This window comes from Janthinobacterium sp. 1_2014MBL_MicDiv (assembly GCF_001865675.1).
In the GTDB taxonomy this organism is placed as follows: domain Bacteria; phylum Pseudomonadota; class Gammaproteobacteria; order Burkholderiales; family Burkholderiaceae_D; genus Janthinobacterium.
This window is the reverse complement of the sequence record NZ_CP011319.1, coordinates 4,071,410-4,096,642: the sequence shown is the minus strand read 5'-3', so window position 1 is coordinate 4,096,642 and position 25,233 is coordinate 4,071,410. Positions and strand designations below refer to the sequence as shown.

Genomic DNA, 25,233 nt, shown 5'->3' with positions numbered 1-25,233 from the left:
GAAACAAATCAGAATTGAGACAAATCATGGCTTACCTTCAACTGAGCAATATCGAAAAATTCTTTGGCGAACACCGCGCCATCAAGGGCATCGACCTGGAAATCCGGCAGGGCGAGTTCGTCGTCTTCGTGGGACCGTCCGGTTGTGGAAAATCAACATTGCTGCGCCTGATCGCGGGCCTGGAACCGATCGACGGCGGCAAGCTGGCGCTCGACGGGCGCGACATCACGGCCCTGCCGTCGTCCAAGCGCGACCTGGCGATGGTGTTCCAGTCGTATGCGCTGTACCCGCACATGACGGTGTTCCAGAACATGTCGTTCGCCTTGAAGCTGGCCGGCGTCGATGCGGCCATCATCCGCGAAAAAGTCGACAAGGCGGCCGCCATCCTCGACCTGGGGCGCTACCTGGAGCGCACGCCGAAGGAGCTGTCGGGCGGCCAGCGCCAGAGGGTGGCCATCGGCCGCGCCATCGTGCGCGACCCGAAAGTGTTCCTGTTCGACGAGCCGCTGTCGAACCTGGACGCTGCCCTGCGCGTGCAGACGCGCATCGAGATCGCCAAGCTGCACCGCGAACTGGGCGCCACCACCATCTACGTCACGCACGACCAGGTCGAGGCCATGACCCTGGCCGACAGGGTGGTGGTGCTGCGCGACGGCCAGATCGAGCAGCATGGCTCGCCGCTGGAACTGTACGACCGTCCCGCCAACCGCTTCGTCGCGCAATTCATCGGCACACCCAGCATGAACGTGATGCCGGCCGACGCCGCGCCGCAGCTGCTGGCGCAGGCGGGCAGCGCGGCGCAGGCCGACGGCTTTGTCGGCATCCGCCCCGAGCACGTGCACCTGGGCGCGGCGCAGCCGGGCAGCGTGCCCGTCACCGTCGACCTGGTCGAATCGCTGGGCGTGGAAACGCTGACCTATGTGCGCCTGCCGAACAATGTGCAGCTGGTGTCGCGCGGCGCCGAGCGCAGCAGCCTGCAGCCGGGCCAGCAGACGCACCTGACGTTCGAGCCGGGCTACGTCCATTATTTCGACCGCGCCGGCAAGACCTATGCGGCGGCGAAAGGAGCGCTGTAATGGCTGCCATCGCATTGAAACAGGCGCACCTGGCGCGGCTGCCGGCCGGCGTCGCCGTGCCCGCGTATGCGCGCGAGACGCTCGTGCCCAGCATCGTGCATATCGGCGTGGGCGGCTTTTACCGCGCCCACCAGGCCGTCTACCTCGATGACTTGCTGGCCCTGCCCGTACCAGGCCAGGCGCAATGGGGCTATTGCGGCGTGGGCCTGCTGGCGGGCGATGCGGCCATGCGCGACGCCATGCAGTCGCAGGACGGCTTGTATACGGTGGTCGAGCGCAGCGCGGCCGGCGATACGGCGCGGGTCATCGGCTGCGTGGGCGAGTACCTGTATGCGCCGGACGACCCGCAGGCCGTGCTGGAAAAGCTGGCCGATGCGGGCACGCGCATCGTCTCGCTGACCATCACGGAAGGCGGCTACTACGTCAACCAGGGCACGGGCGAGTTTGACGCGGCGCATGCCGACATCGTCTACGAGCTGGCGCACCCGCAGGCGCCGCGCTGCTCGTTCGGCTACCTGGCCGCCGCCCTGGCCCTGCGCCATGCGCGCGGCTTGCCGCCGTTTACCATCATGTCCTGCGATAACCTGCAAAACAATGGCGACGTGACGCGCAAGATGCTGCTGGCCTTTGTCGCCCTGCGCGACCTGGAGCTGGCGCGCTGGCTGGCCACGCATTGCAGCTTCCCCAACAGCATGGTCGACCGCATCACGCCGGCCACCACGGATGAACACCGGGCGCTCGTGCGCGACACGTTTGGCATCGTCGATGCCTGGCCCGTCGTGTGCGAGCCGTTCCGCCAGTGGGTCATCGAGGATGACTTCCCGCACGGCCGTCCGGCCTGGGAACGGGTGGGCGCGCAGATGACGCACGATGTGCTGCCGTATGAAAAGATGAAGCTGCGCCTGCTCAATGCCAGCCACCAGGCCCTGTGCTACATTGGCATGCAGCTGGGCCACACGTATGCGCATGAAGCGATGGCCGACCCTGGCATCCGCGCGCTCGTGCGGCGCATGATGGACGAGGAAGTCACGCCCCTGCTCGACGCGGTGGAGGGCGTCGACCTGGCGCAGTACAAAAATACGCTGGTCGAGCGCTTCTCGAATCCGGCCGTGCGCGACCAGCTGGCGCGCATCGGCACGGAAGGCTCGGCGCGCATCCCGAAATTCGTGCTGCCCTCCGTGCGCGAGGCGCTGGCCAAGGGCGGCGCCATCAAGCTGCTGGCCTTCACGGTGGCATGCTGGTTCCGCTACCTGGAAGGCCGCGACGAGCAGGGGCGCGACATGCCCCTGAACGATCCGTATGCGGCGCGCCTGCGCGCGCTGGCGCTGCAGGGCGGCGCGGATGCCGCGGCGCTGCTGTCGCTGCGCGAGCTGTTCGGCGACTTGAGCGACACGCCCGCGTTCACGCAGGCGGTGGGGCAGTCGCTGGCCAGCCTGTACGGGCTGGGCGCGCGCGCCGCGCTGGAACAGGCCGTCAACTGAGGGGGAGGGCGCGCCATGGCACGCAAGGCCGAGTATCCGCAGCCGCAGATGGAGCTGGAGCAGCAGCGCGACGCCACGCCCGGCTTCGAGCCGAAAGGCAGTTTCGGCTTCATCCGCTACCTCGAGCACGGCTTTCCGAATTCGCTGGTGCGCTGGCATTACCATGACGAGTACGAGCTGCACCTGATCGTCGAATCGAGCGGCAAGGTCTTCGTCGGCGACTACATCGGCCAGTTCACGCCTGGCCACCTGGTGCTGACGGGGCCGCGCGTACCGCACAACTGGGTCTCGCTCGACACGCCGCCCGAGGGCGTGGCCCTGCGCGACATGGTGATCCAGTTCGGCCATCCGCCGCTGGCCTCGATGGCGGCCGCCATCCCCGAACTGAAGGGTATCTTTCCGCTGCTGCAGCGCGCCCTGCACGGCGTGGAGTTCTTCGGCGCCAGCGAGCAGTCGCTGCGGCGCTTCCAGCGCATCCGCGACACGAGCGGCCTGCCGCGCTTCATCGAATTCCTGACCCTGCTGGGCGAGCTGGCGCAGACCAGCGACTACCAGCTGCTGTCGACGGTGCCGATGCAGTCGAGCGACGACGACGTGGCGCTGGCGCGCATCAGTTCCGCCATCAATTTCATCGTGCACAATTACAGCAGCCAGTTCTCGCTGAAACAGCTGGCCGAGCAGGTGGACATGCCCGAGCGGACGTTTTCGCGCTTTTTTCGCAGCGCCACCGGCAACAGCTTCACGGACTTCGTCAACCGCCTGCGCATCAACAAGGCGTGCCAGCTGCTGATGGAGACGGAGCGCTACGTCAGCAACATCTGCTACGAGGCGGGCTTCAACAATGTGGCCAACTTCAACCGGCGCTTCCTGGAGTTGAAGGGCATGACGCCGAAGGAATTCCGCCAGCAGGCGCTGGGCCGTTTTGGCGAGTGAGGCTTTTTGAGGTACATTGGATGGCACGGGCGGGGACAGCCCGAGAGAGACGAGCATGGAACACCAATGGCAGAAGGACGGCGAGCGCAAGGCGCCCGAGCTGGAGCGCGAAAGCTACGACGGCATCATCAACTACCTGGAACACGGCTATCCCAGTTCGCGCGTGCGCTGGCACTGCCACGAGGAGTACGAGCTGCACCTGATCGTCGCCACCAGCGGACGCCTGTTCGTGGGCGACTATATCGGCGAATTCTCGCCCGGCCACTTGGTGCTGACGGGCCCCCGCTTGCCGCATAACTGGATCTCGAACGTCGTGCCGGAAGGCGGCGTGGCCCTGCGCGACATGATCGTGCAGTTTGCCCACGCGCCGCTGGCCGGCGCCGCGCGCGTCATCCCCGAACTGCGCGAGCTGCTGCCGCTGCTCGAGCGTTCCAGCTATGGCGTGGAGTTTTTCGGCATGGGCCAGGAGGCGCAGCGCCATCTGGCGCGCATCCGCGCCACGCACGGCGCCGAGCGCTTCGCGGAATTCGTGCAATTGATGAGCACACTGGCGCGCACGGCCAACTACCGGTTGCTGTCGAGCGCTTCCCTGCGCTCGTACGATGACGACGCCACCCTGGCCAAGGTCAATTCGGTGCTCAACTACATCACGGACAACTACCGCGAACCGATTTCGGCGGAAATGCTCGCCGAGCAGGTGGGCATGTCGCTGAGTAAATTCTCGCGCTTCTTCCGCAAGGCGACGGGCAACAGCTTCACGGATTTCGTCAGCCGTTTGCGCATCAACAAGGCGTGCCAGCTGCTGATGGATACCGACCAGTACGTGTCGAACGTCTGCTACGACGTGGGCTTCCAGAACGTGGCCAATTTCAACCGCCGCTTCCTGCAGGTGAAGGGCGTCACGCCCAAGCAATTCCGGCGCCAGGCCGATGGCCGCTTCGGCGGCATCGGCGGACCCGTGGCGGATGCGCCACAGGCCTCCTGAAGGCTGTCATCGGCTTGTCATTTTGCCCAGTTACTCTCCACGGCTTGAATCCCCACCCTAGCCGAGGAATGCATGAACACTGCTGTAACGTCGACCCCGAAACTGACCCTGCTGGCCTTGGCCGCCAGCCTGACCCTGGCCGCCTGCGGCGGCAGCGACAGCCACAATGAACCGGCCAAGCCGGTGGCGCAGACGGGCGTGTTCCTCGACGGCGCGGTGGAAGGCCTCGATTACGTGGCGGGCAGCGCGGCCAAGGCCAGCACCAACGCCAAGGGCGAATTCACCTGCAATCCTGGTGACACGGTGGCGTTCAGCGTGGGCGGCCTGGCCCTCGGCTCGGCGCCGTGCGGCGCCGTCGTCACGCCGCTGGCGCTGGCCGCCAGCACGAATGTGGCGGACGACAAGGTCGTCAACCGCCTGATGGCGCTGCAATTGCTCGACGAGGACAGCGATCCGTCGAACGGCATCAAGCTCACGGCCGAAGTGAAGGCGGCGCTGGCCGGCAAGACGCTGGACTTTGCCGCCGCGCCGGCCGTCTTCAACACGGCGCTGGCCGGGCACCTGGCCGGCCTGGGCGCGAAATTCGCCGCCCGCGGCGTCGATGCGGAACGCCGCGCCCTCGTGCGCGAGCATTTCGAAGATACGCTGGCCTCGAAGGTGGGCGCTCCCGTCAACGAAGCGCTGACGCAGGCCAATCCCGTCGGCGAAGTGAAAGTGACGGTGACGCGCTACCAGATCCAGGCGGCCGACAAATTCTACGTGCCGTACGAAGGCGCGAACGCGAAGATCAAGGGCGAATTCCCGAACGGTTTCCTGCCATCGTATGGCTCGGGCCTGGCCTACAAGGGCAAGAATGCAAACGGCGACCTGGAATTCTATGGCTTGACGGACCGCGGCCCGAACGGCGATGGCCCGCTGGTGCCCGATCCATCGGGCAAGGGCACCATCGGCAGCAAGATCTTCCCCTCGCCCAGCTTCACGCCATCGTTTGGCGTGATCACGGTAGGCAAGAACGGCGCCGTCCTGGCCTCGTCAACGCCGATCAAGGTATCGGCCAGCGTCAACAGCTCGGGCTTGCCCGTGCCCGTGGGCGCGGTCGGCAATTCGGCCGAGATTCCCGTCATGGATGCGATGAAGTTCGATGCGAGCGGCAAGGCTGTCTTCAATGCGGGCGGCCTCGATTCGGAGTCCATCGTCGTCGACGCCAAGCGTAACGCGCTGTGGGTGTCCGACGAATACGGCCCCTTCATCATCAAGATCGACGCGGCCACGGGCGTGATCCAGGCCAAGTATGAACCGGGCAAGGGCTTGCCGGCGCTGTTCGCCAAGCGCCGCGCCAACCGCGGCATGGAAGGCATGACGCTCGACGCGAGCAACGACAAGCTGTACGCCTTCCTGCAAAGCCCCCTGACGGACGGCACGGCCATGTACTCGGTGACGAAAAAGGCCGAGCAGGTCGAGCGCTTCGCCCGCTTCACGCGCTGGATCGAATTCGACCCGGTGGCGGGCACCAGCGGCAAGATGTTCGCCTATCCGCTTAACGCGGCCGACTACCAGGATGGCCGCACGGGCAACGCCAAGCTGGGTGACATGGTGGCGCTGGGCGGTGGCAAGTTCCTCGTCATCGAGCAGGGCGCCGCGCCGTCGGGCAAGGTATTCAACAAGCTGATGCTGGTCGAATTGAAGGGCGCCACCGATATCTCGGCCGCCGCCTACAATGCCGCCAGCTCGGACCTCGAGAAGAGCAGCATGGGCGGCGTGGCCGTCAATGGCGCCGACTGGGCGGCCGTCACGCCGCTGAAGAAAACCCTGTTGCTGGACTTGAACGCCATCGGCTGGGCGGCGGAAAAGGCCGAAGGCCTGACCCTGGTCGACGACTCCACCATCGCGCTGGCCAACGACAACGACTTCGGCCTGAAAACCAAGGTGTATGACGCCAACGGCGTGGAAGTGGCGGATGCGGACGTGACCAAGTGCACGGTCGATGCCAACGGCACCATCGTCACCAGCAGCGCGGCCGGCTGCAATGCGGCCAACACCATCCGCGTGGCGCGCGGCGACGACCGCGAACGCCCAAGCCGGCTGTGGATCGTGAAGTTCGCCAAGGCGCTCACTGCGTATTGAACGATGGTGGATGTGTCGGATCACGCGGCGCGCGCGCCGCTAATCCGACCTACGCATGAAAAAAGCCGCGCGGTGCTGGGATGCACCGTGCGGCTTTTTTGTTATGAAGAGCGAACGTAGGTCGGATTAGGCGGGGCCGCCGAGGCCAAAGGCCGTAATCCGACATTCACCTGCTTATTTCTTTGTGTACGTATTCAACCAATCGAGCACCGTGTGATGCCACAGCAGGGAATTGGCCGGTTTCAGCACCCAGTGGTTTTCATCGGGGAAGACCAGCAGCTTGCTCGGGATGCCCTGGCGCTGCAGCGCCGTGAAGGTGCCCAGGCCTTGCGCGGTAGGGATGCGGAAGTCGAGGTCGCCCTGTACCACCAGCATCGGCGTCTTCCAGTTCTTCACGAAGTTGACGGGATTGAACTGCTCGTGCTTGGCCGGCGCGTCGTAGTACGGACCGCTGTTTTCCCACTCGGTGAACCACAGTTCTTCCGTCGCGTAAGCCATGCCGCGGTTGTCGAACACGCCGTCGTGGTTGACCAGGCACTTGAAGCCGTCCGGCCAGTTGCCGGCGATCCAGTTCATCATGTAGCCGCCATACGAGGCACCCAGCGCGCAGCTGCGTTCGCGGTCCAGCCATGGGAACTTCTTGGTCGCCGCTTCCAGGCCTTTCTGCAGGTCGACCAGCGGCTTGCCGCCCCAGTCGCCGCTGATGGAGTCCGTGAACTTCTGGCCGTAGCCGGTCGAACCGTGGAAGTCGATGAAGACGGTGGCGTAGCCGGCGCCCGCATACACCTGCGGGTTCCAGCGGTAGCTCCAGCTATTGCCAAAGCTGCCTTGCGGGCCGCCATGGACGAGGAAGGCGATCGGGTACTTTTCACCGGCCTTGGCGTTCCACGGCTTCATGACGTGGCCGTAGACGGTTTCGCCATTCGCGCCGGCGAACGAGAACTGCTCATATTCGCCGAAGCGCACGTTGGCCAGCGCTTGCGCATTCTGCTTCGTCAGCTGGACCATCGGCGCCGTTTCCGACTTGGCGTCGAGCTTGCGCGTGTACAGCTGCGCGCCCGAGGCCAGGTTCGCCTGCGCCAGCACGATGGTATTGCCGCGCACGTCGAAGTCGCCGACGGCGCCCTTGCCCGTCAGGGCGCTGACCTTGCCGCTGGCCGCGTCGATATGGAACAGACGGTGCTGGCCCACGTCGTCGGCGGCGACGAGGAAGGCCTTGCCGTCCGGCGTCCAGCGGAAGTCGGCCACGGAGCGGTCCCAGTCATCGGCCACGGTGCGTTTCTTGCCCGTGGCGACATCCATCAAGACCAGGTGGAAGCGGTCGGCCTCGAAGCCCGGCTTGGTCATGGCGACATACGCGAGCGTGCGGCCATCGGGCGAGTACGTGGCTTTCGCATCCCAGGCCGGATTGTCGGCCGTGAGATTGCGCGGCGCCTGGCCGCCGGCGGCGGGGATCGTGTAGACGTCGAAGTTGGTCGACCACGATTCCGTACGGCCGGCCACGCGCACCGAGAAGGCGACCGTCTTGCCGTCCGGGCTGAAGTGGTATTCGCCGTTGTCGCCGAATGGTTTCGATGGCGCGTCGCCATCCAGGGTGCCGCTCAGGCTGACGGGCGCGGCGCTGACCTTGCCGGTGGCGTCGATGGGCGCCGAGTACAGCGCGTTGCGGCGGCCGTCGGCCCAGGTATCCCAGTGGCGCACGAACATCTGGTCGTAGACCATGCCGCTGGCCTTGTTTTTCGCTTTGTCATCGAGGCGCTTCTTCGTGCAGGCGAGGTCCGCGCAATCGAGGTAGACGCCCATGCTGAAGGCCAGGCGGTCGCCCTGCGGCGACAGGCGGTAGGTGTCGACGTCGAGCGGCAGGTCGGTGACCTTGGCCGCTTCGCCGCCGTTCAGGGGCAGCTGCCATACTTGCGAGGAGCCGGAGCGGCCGGACAGGAAGTAGATGGCGTCGCCGTTCGGCGACCATTGCGGATCGCTGGCGCTCGCTTCACTGCGCGTGAGCTGGCGCGGCGCGGCGTTGGGCGCGCGCAGGTCGATCAGCCACAGCTGCGTATTGCCGCGATTCTTGTCCAGGTTGGTGCTGCGCACCGTGTAGACGACGCGCGTGGCGTCCGGCGACAGCACGGGGCTGCCGACGCGCTCCATGGCGACCATGTCTTCGACGGTGAAACCGCGCGGCGCGGCCGGCGCAGGTTCCGCAGCGGCGGCGGTGGTGGCCATGGCGGCACTGAATGCTCCCAAGAGCAGCAGACGTAAACTCATTCAAACTCCCGTTTTTATAATGCGACGTTATCGATATGGTATTGACGAGGCCGGCAGTACCGCCGGCAGCCCGACATCATAGCAATAAAGAGGCGGCTCCTGCGGGAGTTGACCGCCGGTTAGCTGGCCGGCGCTGCCAGTTGGTCAAGCGCCACGTGGCCGCGGAAACCGCCCCGGCTTGTCGCCGGCAAGCCGTCTTCGATGGCGTGGGCAAAGCGCACGCCGGGGTCGTCTTCGAGTGCCGCCAGCACGCGCGTCACGTGCGGATAGTCGGCCAGGCGCGCCAGCCGCAGCGGTTCGGCCCAGCGCGCCGTGGCGGCAAGGTAGGCGTCGGCGATGGTCGGTGCCGTGTCCGAGGCTAGCCAGGCGCGGCCGGCGAGCAGGCGCTCCAGGTGGGCCAGGCCCTGGTTCACCTTTTCGACGGCCATCTCGCGCCAGACGGCCGCGCGCGCATCGCCGTCTGCCGCGCGCGCTGCCTGGAAGGCGGGCATGAAGGCGGCGTGAAAGCTCGTGTGCAGAAACGACAGCACGCTGTTCAGGCGGTCGCAGGCGGGCGTGCCTTGGGCAAAGCCCAGGCCGCTGTGCGGCGCGCGGGCGGCGATATGCAGCAAAATCGCCATGCTTTCCAGCAGCGGCGCGCCCGTGTGCGTGAGCAGGGCCGGCGTCTGGCTCAATGGATTGATGGCGAGGAAGGCGGGATGCTGCTTGCTGGCCGGGTCGCGCGCTTCCACGCGGGCCAGTCGATAGGGCAGGCCGCTCCACTCGAGGGCGACGATGGCGGCAAACGAGCAGCCGAAAGGGACACTGTAGATCAGGGTGCTTACCATGGCGTGATTCCGTGCAAACGAGGGAAGGGCAGTCTAATCGACATGGTTACTATTTGGAAGAAGGCAGAATAATGTGGTATAGGTACATTTTTTATACCAACAGGGCATCCACATGAAAGACAATGTTTCCGGTTGCGCCGTGGAAGAAGCCATGCGATTGCTGGGCGGCCGCTGGCGGATCGTGCTGCTCAGCTATCTGATGGCGGGGCCGAAGCGCTTCAGCGAAATTCGCCGCGCCGTGCCGAATATCTCGCAGCGCATGCTGACCCTGGACTTGCGCGCGCTGGAAGAGGCGGGCTTGCTGACGCGCACGATTTACGCGGAAGTGCCCGTCAAGGTGGAATACCGGCTGACGGACGAGGGCCTGCGCCTGGAGGAACTGGTCGAGATGCTGCGCGCCATCGGCTTGCGCCTGCGCGGACAGGCGGACGCAGGCGGCGCCTTTCTCGCGCCGGCTGCCGAGGGATAATTCCCTACAGAAACAGCTGCTTTTATGGAAAGTGCTAGACTGCCGGCCTCCTGACACTGACTTTTTACTTTTCCATGCGCCTGACTTCCCTCGCCCTGACCGCCGCCGCCCTGTTCGCCACCCTGCCAGCCCAGGCGGCAAGCACGCCGACGCTCGAACAAATCCACGCCGCCGTGCAGGCGGGCGTGGCCAAGACCCAAGCCAAGATGCCATCGGCCATGCCGATACCGATCGCCGTCAAGGTTACCAGCCTGCAGGGCTGCCAGGCGTCGCAGGAAGTGCAAGGCGAAGTGGTGTGCCTGGTCGCCATGAGCGCCGGCATGCGCGATGGCTTTATGGTGCTGCCGCTGCGTAACGAGAACGGTACCTGGGTCGGCGTCGAGCGCAAGAACGCCAAGTTCGCGGGACCGTCGCCGGCCGAGGCGCAAGCGATGATACGCGCCTGGGCCAAGGAAGAAGTGGCGCGCGATCCGGAAGCGGCCAAGGATGTGCAGATGCAGGAAGCGCAGACGACCATGCAGGTCAAGGCCATCAACGAGTGCGAAGTCAAGCGCAAGACGGGTTACCTGGTGTGCGATACGGCGCTGAGCGTGCCGAGCCGCCCCGAAGACATCAAGACGGAACTGACGTTCATGCTGGAGAGCACGGGCTGGCGCTACGTGCCCCGTTAAACGCATCGCTGTTTGCCGCCGGGACAGTCACGCTGTTCCGGCATCGCTTTCTCCATCCCCCCAGCGGCCGCGCCGCCACCTGCAATCTTTGCAGATTCGCAAGGCAATTCAGCAAGTAAAAATTGCCCATTTAAATTAATAATTAAATATTAAAATTAATGTATCGGTGCAGACTGCCGCCGGCTTTCTGCCGTCCCGCATCTGCCCTTTCCCCCGTGCCTGCACGGGCTACAGCCAAGGATCCGACCATGCGACTCAATCTTCCCGTCAGCGATACCGAGATCAATCTGAGCGATACCGAGACCATCGTCTCGACTACCGACTTGCAAGGCAATATCACGTATGCAAACCCGTATTTCATCGCCGTCAGCGGCTACAGCGCCGAGGAATTGATCGGCGCGCCGCAAAACATCCTGCGCCATCCGGACATGCCGGTGGAAGCGTTTGCCGATTTCTGGTCCACCATCCGCTCCGGGCGCTCGTGGAGCGGCATGGTGAAGAACCGCTGCAAGAACGGCGATTACTACTGGGTGCTGGCGAATGTCACGCCGGTGGTCGAGGATGGGGTGGCCGTCGGCTACATGTCCGTGCGCACCAAGCCCACGCGCCAGCAGGTGGCGCAGGCGGCCGCCCTGTACGCGCGCATCAAGGCGGGGCAGGCCGGCGGCACCGTCATCCGCCAGGGCACGGCCGTGCGCACGGGATGGCTGGCGCGGCTGGCGAGCTTGCGCGACCTGGCGCTGGGCAAGCGCATCGGCTGGAACCTGGGCTTGCTGACGGCGGTCCTGCTGCTGCAACTGGCCGGCAATGCGGGCTGGCTGCCCGCGCGCGCCGCTGGCTGGCTGACGGGCCTGTCCATGGTGGCCGTATGCACGACCCTGTATTTCTGGTTCAGCCTGCACCGCGCCGTGCTGCAGCCGCTGCGGCAGGCGCGCCAGGCGTGCGACGTGATGGCGGGCGGCGACCTGACGGGCGAGCTCGACACCACGCGGCGCGACGAGATGGGGCAGTTGCTGCGCTCGCTGCGCCAGCTGCGCGTCAACCTGCATTCCATCGTCGGCGATGTGCGCGGCAATTTCCTGCGCATCAGCACGGCCAGCCAGGAAATCGCCGCCGGCAACCTGGACTTGTCGGGGCGCACGGAAGCGCAGGCCTCGGCCCTGCAGCAGACGGCGTCGAGCATGGAACAGCTGGCCGCCACGGTGCAGCAAAATAGCGGCAATGCCGTGCAGGCCAGCGACATGGCGGGCAAGGTGCACGGCCTGGCCGGGCGCGGCGGCGAGATCGTCGGCCAGGTGGTCACCATGATGGAGCAAATCGACGCTTCGTCGAAGAAGATCGGCGATATCACGGGCATCATCGAAGGCATCGCCTTCCAGACGAATATCCTCGCCTTGAACGCGGCCGTGGAAGCGGCGCGCGCGGGCGATGAGGGGCGCGGATTCGCCGTCGTGGCGGGCGAGGTGCGCAGCCTGGCGCAGCGCAGCGCGGCGGCCGCGACGGAAATCAAGCAGCTGATCACGGCGTCGCTCGAACAGGTGCAGGCGGGCGCGAAGCTGGCGCAGCAGGCAGGCGCCAGCAGTGCCGAAATGCTGGGCGCCGTGCAGGGCGTGCACGGCATCATGGCGGAAATCGCCTCGGCCTCGCGCGAGCAAAGCCACGGCATCGGTCAAGTGAATATGGCCGTCACGCAGATGGATGAAGTGACGCAGCAGAACGCGGCGCTGGTGGAAGAATCGGCGGCCGCTTCAGCCTCGCTGCAAGACCAGACCCTGCAGCTCGAGCAAGCGATGGCCCTGTTCAAGCTGGAACGGCGGCGCGGCGGCCAGGCAAGTCCGGCCACGCCCCTGCGCCCGCCCGAGCGCCGCCGGGCTACAGCAGGCGCTCTGACAATGCCTTGAAGGAAACGTTGGGCACGAGAAAGGCCAGCGGCGTTGACACCGGCGGCAGCTGCGCCAGCAAGCCGCAGTCGGCGCGCGAGGCCGTCAGCGCTTGCACTTGATCCAGATCAACGGGAAGGTCGATTTCGCCGAAGGCCAGCCTGCCGTTGCGCGGTACTGCAGCGATGGCCGCATCCTGGCAGGCGAGGAAGGCGACGGCGTCGCGCCAGTTGCCGAACAGGTGCTGCCAGTCGGCATCGAGGGTCTTGTCTTCAACAATATGTGCCTGGATGTCGAGCATGGGCGCGCTGCCGGCGCCGGGCGCGATCGTGCAGCGCGCCTGCGTGGCCGTCACTGCATGCATCATGTTGGCGGCCAGGTGCGTGGGCAGGATGTCGCTGAACAGCCGCGTGCCCAGCGCATGCGGCAGACTGTCCATGATATTTTTCAGGAAATATACGCAGGGCATGGCGGGCGCGCCCGGCGGCGTGTGCTCCAGGTACAAACGCCAGTTGCTTTGCAGCGGAGACGGCAGCAGCCGGCGCAACGGTCCCAGCAGGGCCGGGCCGAAATGCCCGTGGCGGTAGGTCAGCACCGTGAACGGGGTCTTGCCGTCGCGCTGCCACAGGGTCACGCCGGCAGGCATCAGTTGCTGCGCTGCATGGGCATCGACCAGCCAGTTCACGTACACGACATCGCGCACGTCGCTGTGCAGGGTCAGGAAAGGCAGGCGCGCCATGACGGCCTGGCGCATGTGGGCAAAACGCGTGCTGTTGGCGAGCACCGCAAGCAGCCGGCCACAACGGCCCGCGCGCGGGTGGCGGTAAGTATTGTCGTGCAATGGAGAGACTTTCGGGCAGGTGCAGGAAGATTGATATGCTCACGCTAAAGCGCCCGCCCACATCATCGCGAGCGGCGGCGAGGTGTGGCCGAGACGCGCAGCCGTACCAGGGTACGGCGAGCATCGCCGGCCGCACAGGGCGCCGCGCAGCCGATGCGGGCGGGTGCCACCATTACTGCATGTGCCAGCCGTGGCTGACGACGATCGACTGGCCGCTCAGCGCCGTCGACGGGAAGGCTGCCAGGAAGACGGCCGTTTGCGCGACGTCCTGCGTGGTGGTGAATTCGCCGTCGATGGTTTCTTTCAGCATCACGTTCTTGATCACTTCCTCTTCCGTGATCTTCAGCTGGGCCGCCTGCTCCGGGATTTGCTTGTCGACCAGCGGCGTGCGCACGAAGCCGGGGCAGATGACGTTGGCGCGGATATGGTCCTTCGCGCCTTCCTTGGCCACCACCTTGGCCAGCCCCAGCAGGCCGTGCTTGGCGGCAACGTAAGCGCTCTTGAAGGGCGAGCCTTCATGCGAGTGCACGGAACCCATGTAGATGATGGCGCCGCCGCGGCCCGCCTTGATCATTTCGCGCATGCAGGCGCGCGTGGTGAGGAAGGCGCCGTCCATGTGAATGGCCAGCATCTTTTTCCATTGATCGAACGGGTAGTCGACGACGGGGCTGATGATCTGGATGCCCGCGTTGCTGATCAGGATATCGATGCCGCCGAAGTGGGCCGCCGCGTCCGCCACGCCCTGGTCGACCTGTGCTTCGCTGGAGACGTCCATGGCGACGGCAAACGCCTGGCCGCCCGCCTGCTTGATTTCTTCGGCCGTCTTGCTGGCCGCGTCCAGGGCCAGGTCGGCGATCACGACTTTCGCGCCTTGTTTCGCGTATTCAATAGCCATTTCCTTGCCGATACCACTGGCGGCGCCGGTAATCAGTGCGACTTTGTCTTTGAGTTGCATATTAATCCTTTGCATTGCGGGTTGGAGTGATCGTGGGAAGCTTGACTATGCCAGTATAGCGAGAAAACGCTTCAGGCATGGCCCGCGCACGGCTACAAATCCGCTTGCCTGGCCTGCAATTGCTGCAACCGCCAGGCGCCGGGATTGGTGCCGGCCCAGGTGCGAAACGCATGGTTGAACGCGCTTTGCTCCTGGTAGCCGAGCAAAAAGGCGATGTCGACCAGCGACAGGCCCGGCTGGCGCAGGTAATCGCGCGCCAGGCCGTAGCGGGCCTGGTCGAGCAAGGCCTGGAAGCTGGTGTCCGCGTCGGCCAGCTTGCGCTGCAAGGTGCGCGGCGTGACGGCCAGCGCGGCGGCCACGCCGGCCAGCCTGGCCGAACCGTGGCGCAGGCCGGCCACGATGGCGGCGTGCACCTGCGCTTCGATGCCGGCGCCATCCTCGCCTTGGCGCTGCGCCAGCAATTGTTCCGCATGCTGGCACAGCACGGGATACAGGCTGACGTCCGCATTCGGCACGGGCCAGTCCAGCAATTGCGCGTCGAAGGTGGCCGTGTTGGCCGCGGCGCCGAAGGCGGGCAGGCTGCCCAGCACGCGCACGTATTCGTCGCGGTGGGCCGCGTGGCGCAGCAGTTCGCCGCCGCCATCATGGGTGAACGCCAGCCGGGCGGGCGGCAGCGCCACGCCGGCCAGCCAGTCGCCGCAGACGCGGATGCCGGCAAAGACGCTGTCGACCAGGTGCCGGCTGGCGGCCGGATAGTGGCTGGTCCAGCGGTAGTGCGCAACGGCGCCGTCGCGCTGCACGCTGGAGCGGCCCAGGTCGTGCGCCAGCCGTTCATAGCGGGCCGTCTGCTCCAGCGCCTGGCCCACGTTCTTGCAGCTGAGCAGTATCAAGCCATATGCGCTGTACGTGCCCATGCGCACGCGCTGGCCCACGTGCAGGCCGAAATGCGCGTCGCCCGCCAGCGCGGCGCCGGCGTCGAGCAGGCGCACATAGTCGCGCGCGGGCAGGTTGGCCAGCGAGGCATCGAGGCCGTGCGGCGCCACGCCGGCCGCCTGCGCCAGGGCGGCAGCTGAGATGCCGTGCGCGCCGGCCGCTTCCAGCAGCGGCTGCAGGTAGGCGCCGGCGACCCGGCCTTCGGCGGGATGGCTGTCAGTGCCTGTCATGATGGAACAATGCGATTGTCATGAAAAACCAATACCCTTGGCCTGCGGCGGCATATGCTGTTGATCAGGCAAGAACAGTATAGCAAGCCGCCGTGGCGCGCAACTGGCCCAACACAGGGGATGTCGATGCAACGCTGGAATGGCTGGGGGGACGAAAGCATCGTGTATGCGCTGGGTGGCGAGGCGCTGGCATTCCTGGGCGAGCGGCTGGGGCCGGGCACGCCCATTCTGGACGCCACGTTTGACGACGCCTGCGCGCAGGTGCCCGCCTCGCGCCTGGCGCCGCATCCGCTGATCGACACGAAGCCGGCCACGCGCGTGCGCCATGCGCTGGGCCAGAGCCTGCCCGACTGGTTCAAGCTGCGCCACGGCCGTATCGGCGCCGTGCCCGATGGCGTGGCCTTTCCCGACAGCGCGCTGCAGGTGCGCCAGCTGCTCGCGTATGCGCGCCAGGCGTGCGTGGCCGTCATCCCGCATGGCGGCGGCACCAGCGTGGCCGGGCACCTGACGGTGGCGGCCGGGCCGCGCCCCGTGCTGTCGATCAGCCTCACGCGTCTGTGCGCGCTGGGCCACCTGGACCGCGAGGCGCGCCTGGCCACGTTCGGCGCGGGCGTGTATGGCCCCGACCTGGAAGCGCAGCTGCGCGCGCATGGCTACACGCTGGGCCACTATCCGCAGTCGTTCGAATATTCGACCCTGGGCGGCTGGATCGCCACGCGCTCGTCGGGCCAGCAATCGCTGCGCTACGGCCGCATCGAGCAGCTGTTCGCGGGCGGTGAAGTGGAGACGCCGGCCGGTACCCTGACGATCCCCACCTTTCCCGCTTCGGCGGCCGGCATCGACCTGCGCGAAATGGTGCTGGGATCGGAAGGCCGGATGGGCATCGTGACGCAGGCCACCGTGCGCATCGCGCCGCTGCCGCCGTATGAAGCGTTCCACGCCGTGTTCTTTGCCGACTGGGCCCAGGCGCAGGCGGCCGTGCGGGCGCTGGCGCAGGCCGATATGCCGCTGTCGCTGCTGCGCCTGTCGAACGCGCTGGAGACGCAAACCATGCTGACCCTGGCCGGACATAAAAAACTGGTGGGGCTGCTGGAGCGCTACCTGTCGCTGCGCGGCTGCGGCGACGGCAAATGCATGCTGATGGTGGGCGCCAGCGGCGCGGCCGGGCCGGCGCGCGCGGCCCTGCGCGGCGCGCTGGCGCTGGCGCGGCGGCACAAGGGCGTGCACGTGGGGCGGCACATGGGCGACAAGTGGAAGCAGGGGCGCTTTCGCAACGTCTACCTGCGCAACGGTGCCTGGGAACACGGCTATGTGATCGACACGGTGGAAACGGCCGTCGACTGGCCCCGCGTGACGCCGATGATGGCGGCGCTCGAGCAGGCGGGCCGCAGCGCGCTGGCCGCGCATGGCGAGCAGGTGCACGCCTACACGCATTTGTCGCACCTGTACCCGCAGGGCGCCAGCGTCTACACCACGTATGTGTACCGGCTGGCGCCCACGTTCGAGGAAAACATGGCGCGCTGGCGCAGCCTGAAGGATGCGGCCAGCACCGCCATCGTGGCCAACGGCGGCACCATCAGCCACCAGCATGGCGTAGGCACCGACCACGCGCCGTGGCTGGCGGCCGAGAAGGGGGAGCTGGGCATGGCTGCCATGCGCGCGCTGTTCCGCCAGGTCGACCCGCAGGGCATGATGAATCCCGGCAAACTGCTGCCCGAGGCGGGAGGCGCATTGTGAACGCCGCGCCGCGCCGGGACGGCTTGCCCGAACTGCTGGCGCGCGAGTGGGATGTCCTGATCGTCGGCGGCGGCATCACGGGCGCCGGCATCCTGCTGGAAGCAGCGCGGCGCGGCTTGAAGGCGCTGCTGGTGGAACAGCGCGATTTCGCCTGGGGCACGTCGAGCCGTTCGTCGAAGCTGGTGCACGGTGGCTTGCGCTACCTCAAGCAGGGCCAGTTCGCCATGACGCGCGAATCGGTGCACGAGCGGGTCGCCTTGCTGGCGGATGCGGCGGGGCTGGTCGAGACGCAGGGCTTTGCCTTCGGCGACTATATCGGCCGGAAACCGGGCCGGCGCCAGTTCATGCTGGGGCTGGCCATCTACGACATGATGGCGGGCCGCCGCGCGCGCCGCTATGTCGACGCGGCGGACTTCGCCATGCTGGCGCCGCACATCAACCGCGACGGCCTGCGCGGCGGCATGCTGTACCAGGACGCCAAGACGGACGATGCGCGCCTGGTGCTGCGTGTGCTGCAGGAAGCCCGGCGCCATGGCGGCGCGGCCGTCAATTACCTGGGCGTGGAGTCCTTGCTGCGCGAGGGGGGGCAGGTGCTGGGCGCCACCTTGAACGATGGCGTCGGCGGCGCCCGGCTGGCCGTGCGCGCGCGCCTGGTGATCAGCGCCACGGGCGCCTGGGCCGACGGCCTGCGTGGCCAGGTCGGCGCGCCGCCGAAGCTGCGGCCCCTGCGCGGCAGCCATCTGCTGCTGCCGGCCTGGCGCCTGCCGCTGGCGCAAGCCGTCAGCCTGATGCACCCGCGGGATGGCCGTCCCGTCTTCGCCTATCCGTGGGAGGGCGTGACCCTGGTCGGCACCACCGACGTCGACCACGGCGGCCAGCTGGACAACGAGGCGGCCATCACGCGCGGCGAGCTCGATTACCTGCTGGCCGCGCTGCGCTGGCAGTTTCCGCAGCTGGCGCTGGGCGAGGCCGACGTGCTGGCCACGTTCGCCGGGGTGCGGCCCGTGATCGACAGCGGCCGGCTTGACCCGTCGAAGGAAGCGCGCGAACATGCGCTATGGCTGGAAAACGGCTTGCTGACGGTGGCCGGCGGCAAGCTGACGACCTTCCGCGTGATCGCCCTCGACGCGCTGCGCCAGGCCGCGCCGCTGCTGCCCGGCTGGCAGGCGGATGTGCGCCCGCGGCCCATCTTCGCGCCGGTGCCGCCCCTGACAGGCCAGGCCTTGCTGCTCGATGGCGAACAGCGCGTGCGCCTGCAAGGCCGCTATGGCGCGGCCGCGCAGGCGCTGTGCGATGCGGCGCGCGATGGCGAACTGGCGCAAATTCCCGGCACGCAGACCCTGTGGGCGCAGCTGCGCTGGGGCGCGCGCATGGAGGACGTGCAGCACCTGGAAGACCTGCTGCTGCGGCGCACGCGCCTCGGTTTGCAGCTGGGCGGCGGCGCGCTTGCTATCATGCCGCGCCTGCGCGCCATGTGCCAGGGGGAGCTGGGCTGGAGCGATGCGCGCTGGGACGAGGAGCAGCAACGCTACCTGGCCCTGTGGCGCAGCCATTACAGCCTGCCGCAGGGCGCATGAGGCAACGAAAAAGCAACGAAAAAGCAGCGGAAAAGCAACGAAAAAGCAGCGGAAAAGCAACGAAAAAGCACCGATAAAAATATAAAAGAGGAGAACATCATCGAAACCACCCTGTTTGGCGAGGCCCTGGAACTGGGCGCCGCGCGCATCACCTATGACAGCCTGTCGCAGCTGGACCTGGCCCAGCCCGTGGCCGCCCTGGCCGACGACCTGGGCGAAGACCTGCTGCAAATCACGTGCGGGAATGGCGATATCGTCGACGTGGGCTGGTATCCGGCATGGAACGAGCAGGGACGCCTGCGCGTGGTGGCCGTGCGCGGCCAGGACTGGGAGGCGCCCGTATTCAGCGCGCAGCCGGACAAGGATCCGCAGGCGCTGCTGCGGGCGCTGCGCGCCGCGCTGGCCAGCGTGGCCTGAGCCGTGGCTGCCGCCGCGGGCGATGGCCCGTATATCCTCTCCATCGACAATGGCACGCAAAGCGTGCGCGCGCTGCTGTTCGACCGCGATGGCCGGCTGGAGGCGAAGGCGCAAGTCTTCCTCGAGCCGTATTTCTCCGAGCATCCCGGCTGGGCCGAGCATGACGCCGACGGCTACTGGCAAGCCGTGTGCGAAGCGTGCCAGCAGCTGTGGCGCGGCACGGCCATCGACAAATCGCAGGTGAAGGGCGTTGCCGTGACCACGCAGCGCGGCACGGTCGTCAACGTGGACGAGCATGGCGCGCCGCTGCGACCCGCCATCACCTGGCTGGACCAGCGCAGCACGCGCGACATTCCGCAACTGGCGCCGTGGTGGCGCGCCGCCTTCCGCGCCACGCGCCTCGATGGCACGATCGCGTATTTTCGCCGCGAGGCCGAGATCAACTGGATTAGCGCGCACCAGCCCGACATCTGGCGCCGCACGCACAAATTCCTGCTGCTGTCGGGCTTCCTGAATTACCGCCTCTGCGGGCGCTATGCCGATTCGACCGGTTCGCAGGTGGCGTATATCCCGTTCGACTACAAGCGCCACGCCTGGGCCGGGCGCTTCGACTGGAAGTGGCAGGCGCTGGCGATCAAGCCGTCCATGCTGCCCGACCTGCTGGCGCCGGGCACCCTGATGGGGGCCATCACGCAGGCGGCCGCCGCGGCGACCGGGATTCCTGAAGGGACGCCCCTGCTGGCGGCGGCCGCCGACAAGGCGTGCGAGGTGCTGGGCGCCGGCTGCGTCGAGCCGCACGTGGCCTGCCTGAGCTACGGCACCACGGCCACCATCAACACGACGAACCGGAAATACGTGGAAGTGACGCGCTTCATCCCGCCGTATCCTGCCGCCATGCCGGGCGCCTACAGCACGGAAGTGCAGATCTTTCGCGGCTACTGGATGGTCAACTGGTTCAAGGAGCAGTTTGGCGACCGCGAACGGGCGGCGGCGGCCGAGGATGGCACGGGCATGTCGGCCGAGGCGCTGTTCGACCGCCTGGTCGATGCCGTGCCGCCCGGCTCCATGGGACTGATGCTGCAGCCGTACTGGAGTCCCGGCATCAAGGTGCCGGGGCCGGAAGCGAAGGGCGCCATGATCGGTTTCGGCGACGTGCACACGCGCGCGCACATCTACCGCGCCATCCTGGAAGGACTCGCGTATGCGCTGCGCGAAGGCAAGGAGCGCATCGAACAGCGCAGCGGGATTGCGATTACGGAGCTGCGCATCGCCGGCGGCGGCTCGCAAAGCGACGCCGCCATGCAGCTGACGGCCGACATCTTCGGCTTGCCTGCCGCGCGCGCCCACGTGTATGAAAGCTCGGGCCTGGGCGCGGCCATCGCCGCCGCCGTGGGCCTGGGCTGGCATGCGGATTTCCCCGGCGCCGTGCAAGCCATGACGCGCAAGGGCAGGGTATTCCTGCCGCATCCCGAACACGGGAAAATCTACGAGCAGCTGTACCGGCGCGTGTACCGGAAAATGTATGCGCGGCTGCAACCCTTGTACCGCGAGATCGCCGACATCACCGGCTATCCGGAGTGAGGTATTACTTTAATCGTATTGCGAATCATTCGCATTTGATATATGATGTGTCCCGCATTTCACTAAGGTAACTTATCCCCGGTGACTGCATTGCGCCGCCGGCCATGTGCCGGCGCGTGTCCGCGCGGGCAGAATGCCGCCGCAACGCTTCCTTCAACGCCGCCGCTTGATCGTGCACCGCCTGTTCCCTCTGCCCCAGCGTTTTTTCATTCCAGAAGCATGAAAACCAGGCAAGGATAGCAATGAAAATCAGCAGCAAGCAAACGATGTGCGGCAGCGCGCGCGCAGGTGGATTGACCCCGATGGCCGCCGCGCTGGCGCTCATATTGGGCGGCATGGGCGCCGGCGCCTGGGCGGCCGACAAGGCCGGGAAGGACAATCCGGCGCAGAACGAGACGCAGATGCCGGCCATCAGCGTGTTTGGCGACGCCATCAGCGCCGGCACGGCCGGCCGCTCGTACATCAACAGCGCCGACATCGAACGCCAGCAGGCCGACAACGTCGCCTCGCTGCTCGACACCCTGCCCGGCGTGGACCTGGCCGGCACGGCCCGTCCCAGTGGCCAGAGCCTGAATATCTGGGGCTTCAACAAGGTGCAGGACGTGAAGGTCATCCTCGACGGCGTGCCCAAGGGCTTCGAGAAATACCGCCAGGGCTCCATCTTCATCGAACCGGAACTGATCAAGCAGATCGAGGTGAACAAGGGCGCGCATACCAGCCTGTATGGCAATGGCGGTTTCGGCGGCGTCATCACGGTCGACACCAAGGATGCGCAGGACTTGCTGGAAGGCGGCGAGAAAGTGGGCGCCATGCTCAAGTACTCGCGTCATTCGAACAACGGGGAAAACGACGCCACCGTGGCCGTTTACGGGCGCACGGAAGACGGCCGCTTCGACGCAATGGCCTTCACCACGCAGCGCAAGTCGGACGACCTGCGCAAACCCGATGGCAAGCCATTCCGCTTTTCCGCCATCGACGCGCCATCGAGCCTGGCGAAATTGAACATCCGCCTGACGCCGGAGCAGCTCCTGACCCTGACCGCCATGAAGAGCGGCAGCACGGGCTGGGGACCGTTCGCCGCCATGGGCGAGGACGTGCCCACGCCGACCGAGGCGGAAATCAAAAAATACGGGCTGGAAGAGGCGTGGCAGCGCAAGGCCGTCTACCGCGACCAGAACGACGATACGTATTCCGTGAAATGGCAGTATGCGCCGCAGAACAACCCGTGGATCAAGCTGACCGCCAGCGCCGGCTATTCGCACACGGACCAGCATGACAAGCGCTTGCCGTCCGCTTCGCTGGGTTCCTACCTCGGTTCGCTGGGCAACGAGAGCTGGGCTTCGTACGTGGACCGCATCTTTGATCTGCGCAACGAGAGCGTGTTCAGCACCGGCGCCGTGTCGCACGTGCTGCAAACGGGCCTGCAATGGCACAAGAATGTGCGCGACACCCTGATGTACTACCCGTCGTCGACGGCGCTGAAGGACCCGAGCTACAACTATGGCTATTTCCAGCCCTATTACATGCCGGCCGGCCGCCAGGAAACCACGGGCCTGTACCTGCAGGATGCGATGACCTACGGCAGCCTGACCCTGACGGCGGCGCTGCGCCACGACCGCGTCGTCTCCGAAGGCGTGCCGAACAAGGCCTCGCGCTACAACAGCCCGCTGGCCGCCGCCGGCCACGATTTCAGCGAAAAGGTGCACGAAGACTGGTCGCCGCGCCTGGGACTGTTCTGGAAGGCGTCCAGCGCGGTGGCGCTGTTCGGCGACTTGAGCCGCACCTGGCGCGCGCCCACCATCGACGAGATGTATTCGAATGAATACTATGTGTCGTCCAGGCTCGGTTCATCGACGCCGGGCACCAGCCGCAACCTCGCCGTCGAGCGCGTGACGGCCGTGCGCGCGGGCGCGATGCTGCACCGGCGCAGCCTGTGGACGGAAAACGATGACGCGCAGCTGCGCCTGACGCTCTACCAGAACCGCGTCAGCGACAATATCGGCCCGCGCCTGGGCATCCTCGTCGAAGGCTACGTGCCGGGATCGGGCAAGGTGCCGCCCGCGCTGTCGTCGTACCGCAACCTGGCCGGCTTCCGCACGCAGGGCGTGGAGCTCGAGTCCTACTACAACACGCCGCGCCTGTTTGCCAGCGCTTCGCTGTCGAAGCAGCGCGGCACCCGCACGGGAACGCAGCGCGACCCGTGGGGCCAGGACGAACCCGTGTCGACCATCGCGCCGGACAAGCTGATGGCGGGCCTGGGCTGGCGCTTCCCGGAACAGGGCGTCAGCATCGGCTGGCAGGGCCGTTTCGTGGCCAGGCAGGACCGCGTCCTGCCGATAGGGAGCGTGTACCGCTTGCCGCCGTCGAAGGGCTATGCGCTGCACACCTTGTTCGCGTCGTGGAATGGCAGGCAGGGCGCGTGGCGCGGCACGGAAGTGCGGCTGACGGTCGACAATGTCTTCAACCGCAACTACATGCCGTACCTGAGCGAGGCCGTGACCGGCGTGGGACGCAACGCGAAGCTGAGCGTGTCGAGAAAGTTCTAACGCAGGACGATCGCCTTGACGGTTTCCCAGGCCGTGCTGCCCGAATGCGTGGCGCGGACCTGGTTGCGGCCCCCTTCCTTGGCCACGTACAGGGCGCGGTCGGCGGCGACGAACAGCGCTTCGCGGTCGTCCAGCTGGTGCGGGTGGATGGTCGCCACGCCGATGCTGACGGTGATCCAGGGCGAGGTGCTTGAGCGCGGATGCGGCAGCTGCAGTTCCTCGATGTGGGCGCGGATGGCTTCGGCCAGGGACAGGGCGCTGTCGGCGTCCGTGTCGGCGAACAGCATGACGAACTCCTCGCCGCCGTAGCGGGCCGCCAGGTCGCCCGAGCGGCAGGCATGCGCGTCGATGGCTTGCGCCACCTGCTGCAGGCAGCTGTCGCCGGCCGGGTGGCCCAGGCTGTCGTTATACAGCTTGAAGTGGTCGACATCGAGCACCACCAGCGATAGGGCGCTGCCGCCGCGCACGGCGCGCTGCCACTCTTTTTCCAGGAAGCTGTCGAAATGCCGGCGGTTGGCGATCTTCGTCAGCGGGTCGAGGTAGGCGGCGCGCTGCAGCGCGTCTTCCGACTGCTTGTGGTGCGTGATGTCGTGCAGCAGGCCGATATACAGGGGCTGGCGCAGATACATGGGCGTCAGGGTCAGGTCCATGCTCAGCGCCTCGCCATTGCGGTGGCGGATCGCCACTTCGCGCGTGCCGTGGTTGTGCGCCGTCTCCGGATTGGCCGCATACATGGCGAAGTAATCGAGGTATTCCTGCGTCACCAGGGGGCTGAGCAGCTCGCCGATCGAGCGCCCGGCCAGCTCGTTTTCGCGGTAGCCCAGGTACTGGTCGCAGGCCGGATTGGTGTACTGGATGCGGCCGTCGGCCTCGATGATCAGCAAGCCTTCGGCCATGTTGTTGACGATGGTGCGCAGGCGTTCGGCCTGCTCCTGCTGGGTTTCATTGTTGCTGCGGATTTGCAGCTGGGCGCGCACGCGCGCGCACACTTCGGCCATGCGCAGCGGCTTGCTGATGTAATCGACGGCGCCGCAGTCGAAGCCGGCCACCACGTCTTCCGTTTCCGTCTTGGCGCTCATGAAGATGACCGGTATGCGCTGCGTCAGCGGGTGCTGCTTGAGGCGGCGGCAGGTTTCGATGCCATCCATGTCCGGCATCAGCACGTCGAGCAGGATCAGGTCCGGATGGGCGCGCTGGGCGATCGCCAGCGCCCGCTCGCCGGACGTGGCGACATAGGTCTGATACCCCTGTTCGCTCATGAGCTTGCGCAGCAGCTCAAGGTTGGCCGGCGCATCATCGACAATCAAAATGGCGGCTTCGCGCCGCTGGGGATACCCCACACTGCCTGGACTCATTGCTACCGGCCTTTTTCGGATGTGCTGCGCTGGGCCAGCGTTTGCTGCACTTTCGGTGATGCCGAAGCCCGGGAAGCCGTGGCCGCCGCGGATGGCGGTCGGGCAGGGGCGTGCCGGGAGTGTTGCCCTGGCCGCAAACTGCGGAACAGCGGCGCTGTACACGTGAAGTCAAAGGCTGACCGGATTCAAAACTGACGCTTTGGGCGAATCATACCGCTTTGTCAATTTATTGGGTGAAAAATTGATGCTCCACGACGGCGTAAAACATTATATTTATGATATTTTTAAAAATAAATACACGAAGTTGTTGCCGGGAAGACTGTTTTTAGAAGGAAAAGACGCGTGCCGGG

General features: G+C 66.4%; 19 protein-coding genes. 13 read left to right on the top strand and 6 right to left on the bottom strand.

Annotated elements, in window-relative coordinates:
- The first annotated feature begins 26 nt into the window (after positions 1-26).
- The 5 genes from YQ44_RS17685 (at position 27) to YQ44_RS17665 (ending at position 6,599) form a co-directional block, all read left to right on the top strand.
- Positions 27-1,076 (top strand): ABC transporter ATP-binding protein, encoded by a 1,050-nt coding sequence (locus YQ44_RS17685; protein WP_071324499.1) that lies wholly within the window; start codon positions 27-29, stop codon positions 1,074-1,076.
- Entirely contained in the window at positions 1,076-2,557 is a 1,482-nt protein-coding gene (locus tag YQ44_RS17680; RefSeq protein ID WP_071324498.1) for a mannitol dehydrogenase family protein, read from the top strand. Before YQ44_RS17685 ends, YQ44_RS17680 begins: the two co-directional genes overlap by 1 nt.
- Positions 2,558-2,572: 15 nt before the next feature.
- Positions 2,573-3,490, top strand: a complete 918-nt coding sequence (locus YQ44_RS17675) for a helix-turn-helix domain-containing protein (protein ID WP_071324497.1) — start codon at positions 2,573-2,575, stop codon at positions 3,488-3,490.
- Positions 3,491-3,545: 55 nt separating this feature from the next.
- Positions 3,546-4,475 carry a helix-turn-helix domain-containing protein gene (locus tag YQ44_RS17670; RefSeq protein ID WP_071324496.1) on the top strand — a complete coding sequence of 310 codons (930 nt, stop codon included), beginning with the start codon at positions 3,546-3,548 and terminating at the stop codon, positions 4,473-4,475.
- A gap of 72 nt (positions 4,476-4,547) precedes the next feature.
- Positions 4,548-6,599, top strand: coding sequence for an esterase-like activity of phytase family protein (locus tag YQ44_RS17665; RefSeq protein ID WP_071324495.1), 2,052 nt, complete (start codon positions 4,548-4,550; stop codon positions 6,597-6,599).
- Positions 6,600-6,773: 174 nt separating this feature from the next.
- Here the strand turns inward: YQ44_RS17665 and YQ44_RS17660 are convergent, their stop codons facing one another.
- Both YQ44_RS17660 and YQ44_RS17655 read right to left on the bottom strand, forming a co-directional pair.
- A complete protein-coding gene (locus YQ44_RS17660; RefSeq protein ID WP_071324494.1) occupies positions 6,774-8,864 on the bottom strand; it encodes a S9 family peptidase in 2,091 nt (696 codons plus the stop codon).
- Between the two features lie 119 nt (positions 8,865-8,983).
- Positions 8,984-9,691 carry a glutathione S-transferase family protein gene (locus tag YQ44_RS17655; protein ID WP_071324493.1) on the bottom strand — a complete coding sequence of 236 codons (708 nt, stop codon included), beginning with the start codon at positions 9,689-9,691 and terminating at the stop codon, positions 8,984-8,986.
- 112 nt (positions 9,692-9,803) lie between these two features.
- Between YQ44_RS17655 and YQ44_RS17650 the strand changes: the two genes are divergently transcribed.
- The 3 genes from YQ44_RS17650 to YQ44_RS17640 all read left to right on the top strand — a co-directional run bounded on the left by YQ44_RS17650 (position 9,804) and on the right by YQ44_RS17640 (position 12,732).
- Complete coding sequence (locus tag YQ44_RS17650) at positions 9,804-10,160, top strand: winged helix-turn-helix transcriptional regulator (protein ID WP_071324492.1); 357 nt, start codon at positions 9,804-9,806, stop codon at positions 10,158-10,160.
- Between the two features lie 74 nt (positions 10,161-10,234).
- Entirely contained in the window at positions 10,235-10,831 is a 597-nt protein-coding gene (locus YQ44_RS17645) for a hypothetical protein (protein ID WP_071324491.1), read from the top strand.
- 248 nt (positions 10,832-11,079) lie between these two features.
- Positions 11,080-12,732 carry a methyl-accepting chemotaxis protein gene (locus YQ44_RS17640; protein WP_071324490.1) on the top strand — a complete coding sequence of 551 codons (1,653 nt, stop codon included), beginning with the start codon at positions 11,080-11,082 and terminating at the stop codon, positions 12,730-12,732.
- On the opposite strand, the gene YQ44_RS17635 is transcribed toward YQ44_RS17640, so the two are convergent.
- The 3 genes from YQ44_RS17635 to YQ44_RS17625 all read right to left on the bottom strand — a co-directional run bounded on the left by YQ44_RS17635 (position 12,704) and on the right by YQ44_RS17625 (position 15,670).
- Positions 12,704-13,495: a DUF2071 domain-containing protein gene (locus YQ44_RS17635; protein WP_232250931.1), complete on the bottom strand. Its 792-nt coding sequence runs from the start codon at positions 13,493-13,495 to the stop codon at positions 12,704-12,706. The two genes, YQ44_RS17640 and YQ44_RS17635, sit on opposite strands and share 29 nt — an antisense overlap.
- A gap of 229 nt (positions 13,496-13,724) precedes the next feature.
- Positions 13,725-14,507 (bottom strand): 3-hydroxybutyrate dehydrogenase, encoded by a 783-nt coding sequence (locus tag YQ44_RS17630; protein WP_071324488.1) that lies wholly within the window; start codon positions 14,505-14,507, stop codon positions 13,725-13,727.
- 92 nt (positions 14,508-14,599) lie between these two features.
- Complete coding sequence (locus tag YQ44_RS17625; protein ID WP_071324487.1) at positions 14,600-15,670, bottom strand: AraC family transcriptional regulator; 1,071 nt, start codon at positions 15,668-15,670, stop codon at positions 14,600-14,602.
- Between the two features lie 126 nt (positions 15,671-15,796).
- Here YQ44_RS17625 and YQ44_RS17620 point away from each other — a divergent pair, with 126 nt between their 5' ends.
- The 5 genes from YQ44_RS17620 (at position 15,797) to YQ44_RS17600 (ending at position 23,528) form a co-directional block, all read left to right on the top strand.
- On the top strand, positions 15,797-17,407 hold the full coding sequence (locus tag YQ44_RS17620; protein ID WP_071326588.1) for an FAD-binding oxidoreductase: 1,611 nt from the start codon (positions 15,797-15,799) through the stop codon (positions 17,405-17,407).
- The gene (locus tag YQ44_RS17615; protein WP_071324486.1) at positions 17,404-18,984 is read left to right on the top strand and encodes a glycerol-3-phosphate dehydrogenase/oxidase; all 1,581 of its coding nucleotides are present in this window, start codon (positions 17,404-17,406) and stop codon (positions 18,982-18,984) included. Before YQ44_RS17620 ends, YQ44_RS17615 begins: the two co-directional genes overlap by 4 nt.
- Before the next feature lie 189 nt (positions 18,985-19,173).
- Positions 19,174-19,401 carry a hypothetical protein gene (locus YQ44_RS17610; RefSeq protein WP_071324485.1) on the top strand — a complete coding sequence of 76 codons (228 nt, stop codon included), beginning with the start codon at positions 19,174-19,176 and terminating at the stop codon, positions 19,399-19,401.
- A 3-nt stretch (positions 19,402-19,404) separates the two neighbouring features.
- Positions 19,405-20,982, top strand: coding sequence for an FGGY-family carbohydrate kinase (locus YQ44_RS17605; protein ID WP_071324484.1), 1,578 nt, complete (start codon positions 19,405-19,407; stop codon positions 20,980-20,982).
- A 242-nt stretch (positions 20,983-21,224) separates the two neighbouring features.
- Positions 21,225-23,528, top strand: coding sequence for a TonB-dependent hemoglobin/transferrin/lactoferrin family receptor (locus YQ44_RS17600; protein WP_156894898.1), 2,304 nt, complete (start codon positions 21,225-21,227; stop codon positions 23,526-23,528).
- Here YQ44_RS17600 and YQ44_RS17595 read toward each other — a convergent pair.
- Positions 23,525-24,883 carry a diguanylate cyclase gene (locus tag YQ44_RS17595; RefSeq protein ID WP_071324483.1) on the bottom strand — a complete coding sequence of 453 codons (1,359 nt, stop codon included), beginning with the start codon at positions 24,881-24,883 and terminating at the stop codon, positions 23,525-23,527. The two genes, YQ44_RS17600 and YQ44_RS17595, sit on opposite strands and share 4 nt — an antisense overlap.
- Positions 24,884-25,233 lie beyond the last annotated feature (350 nt).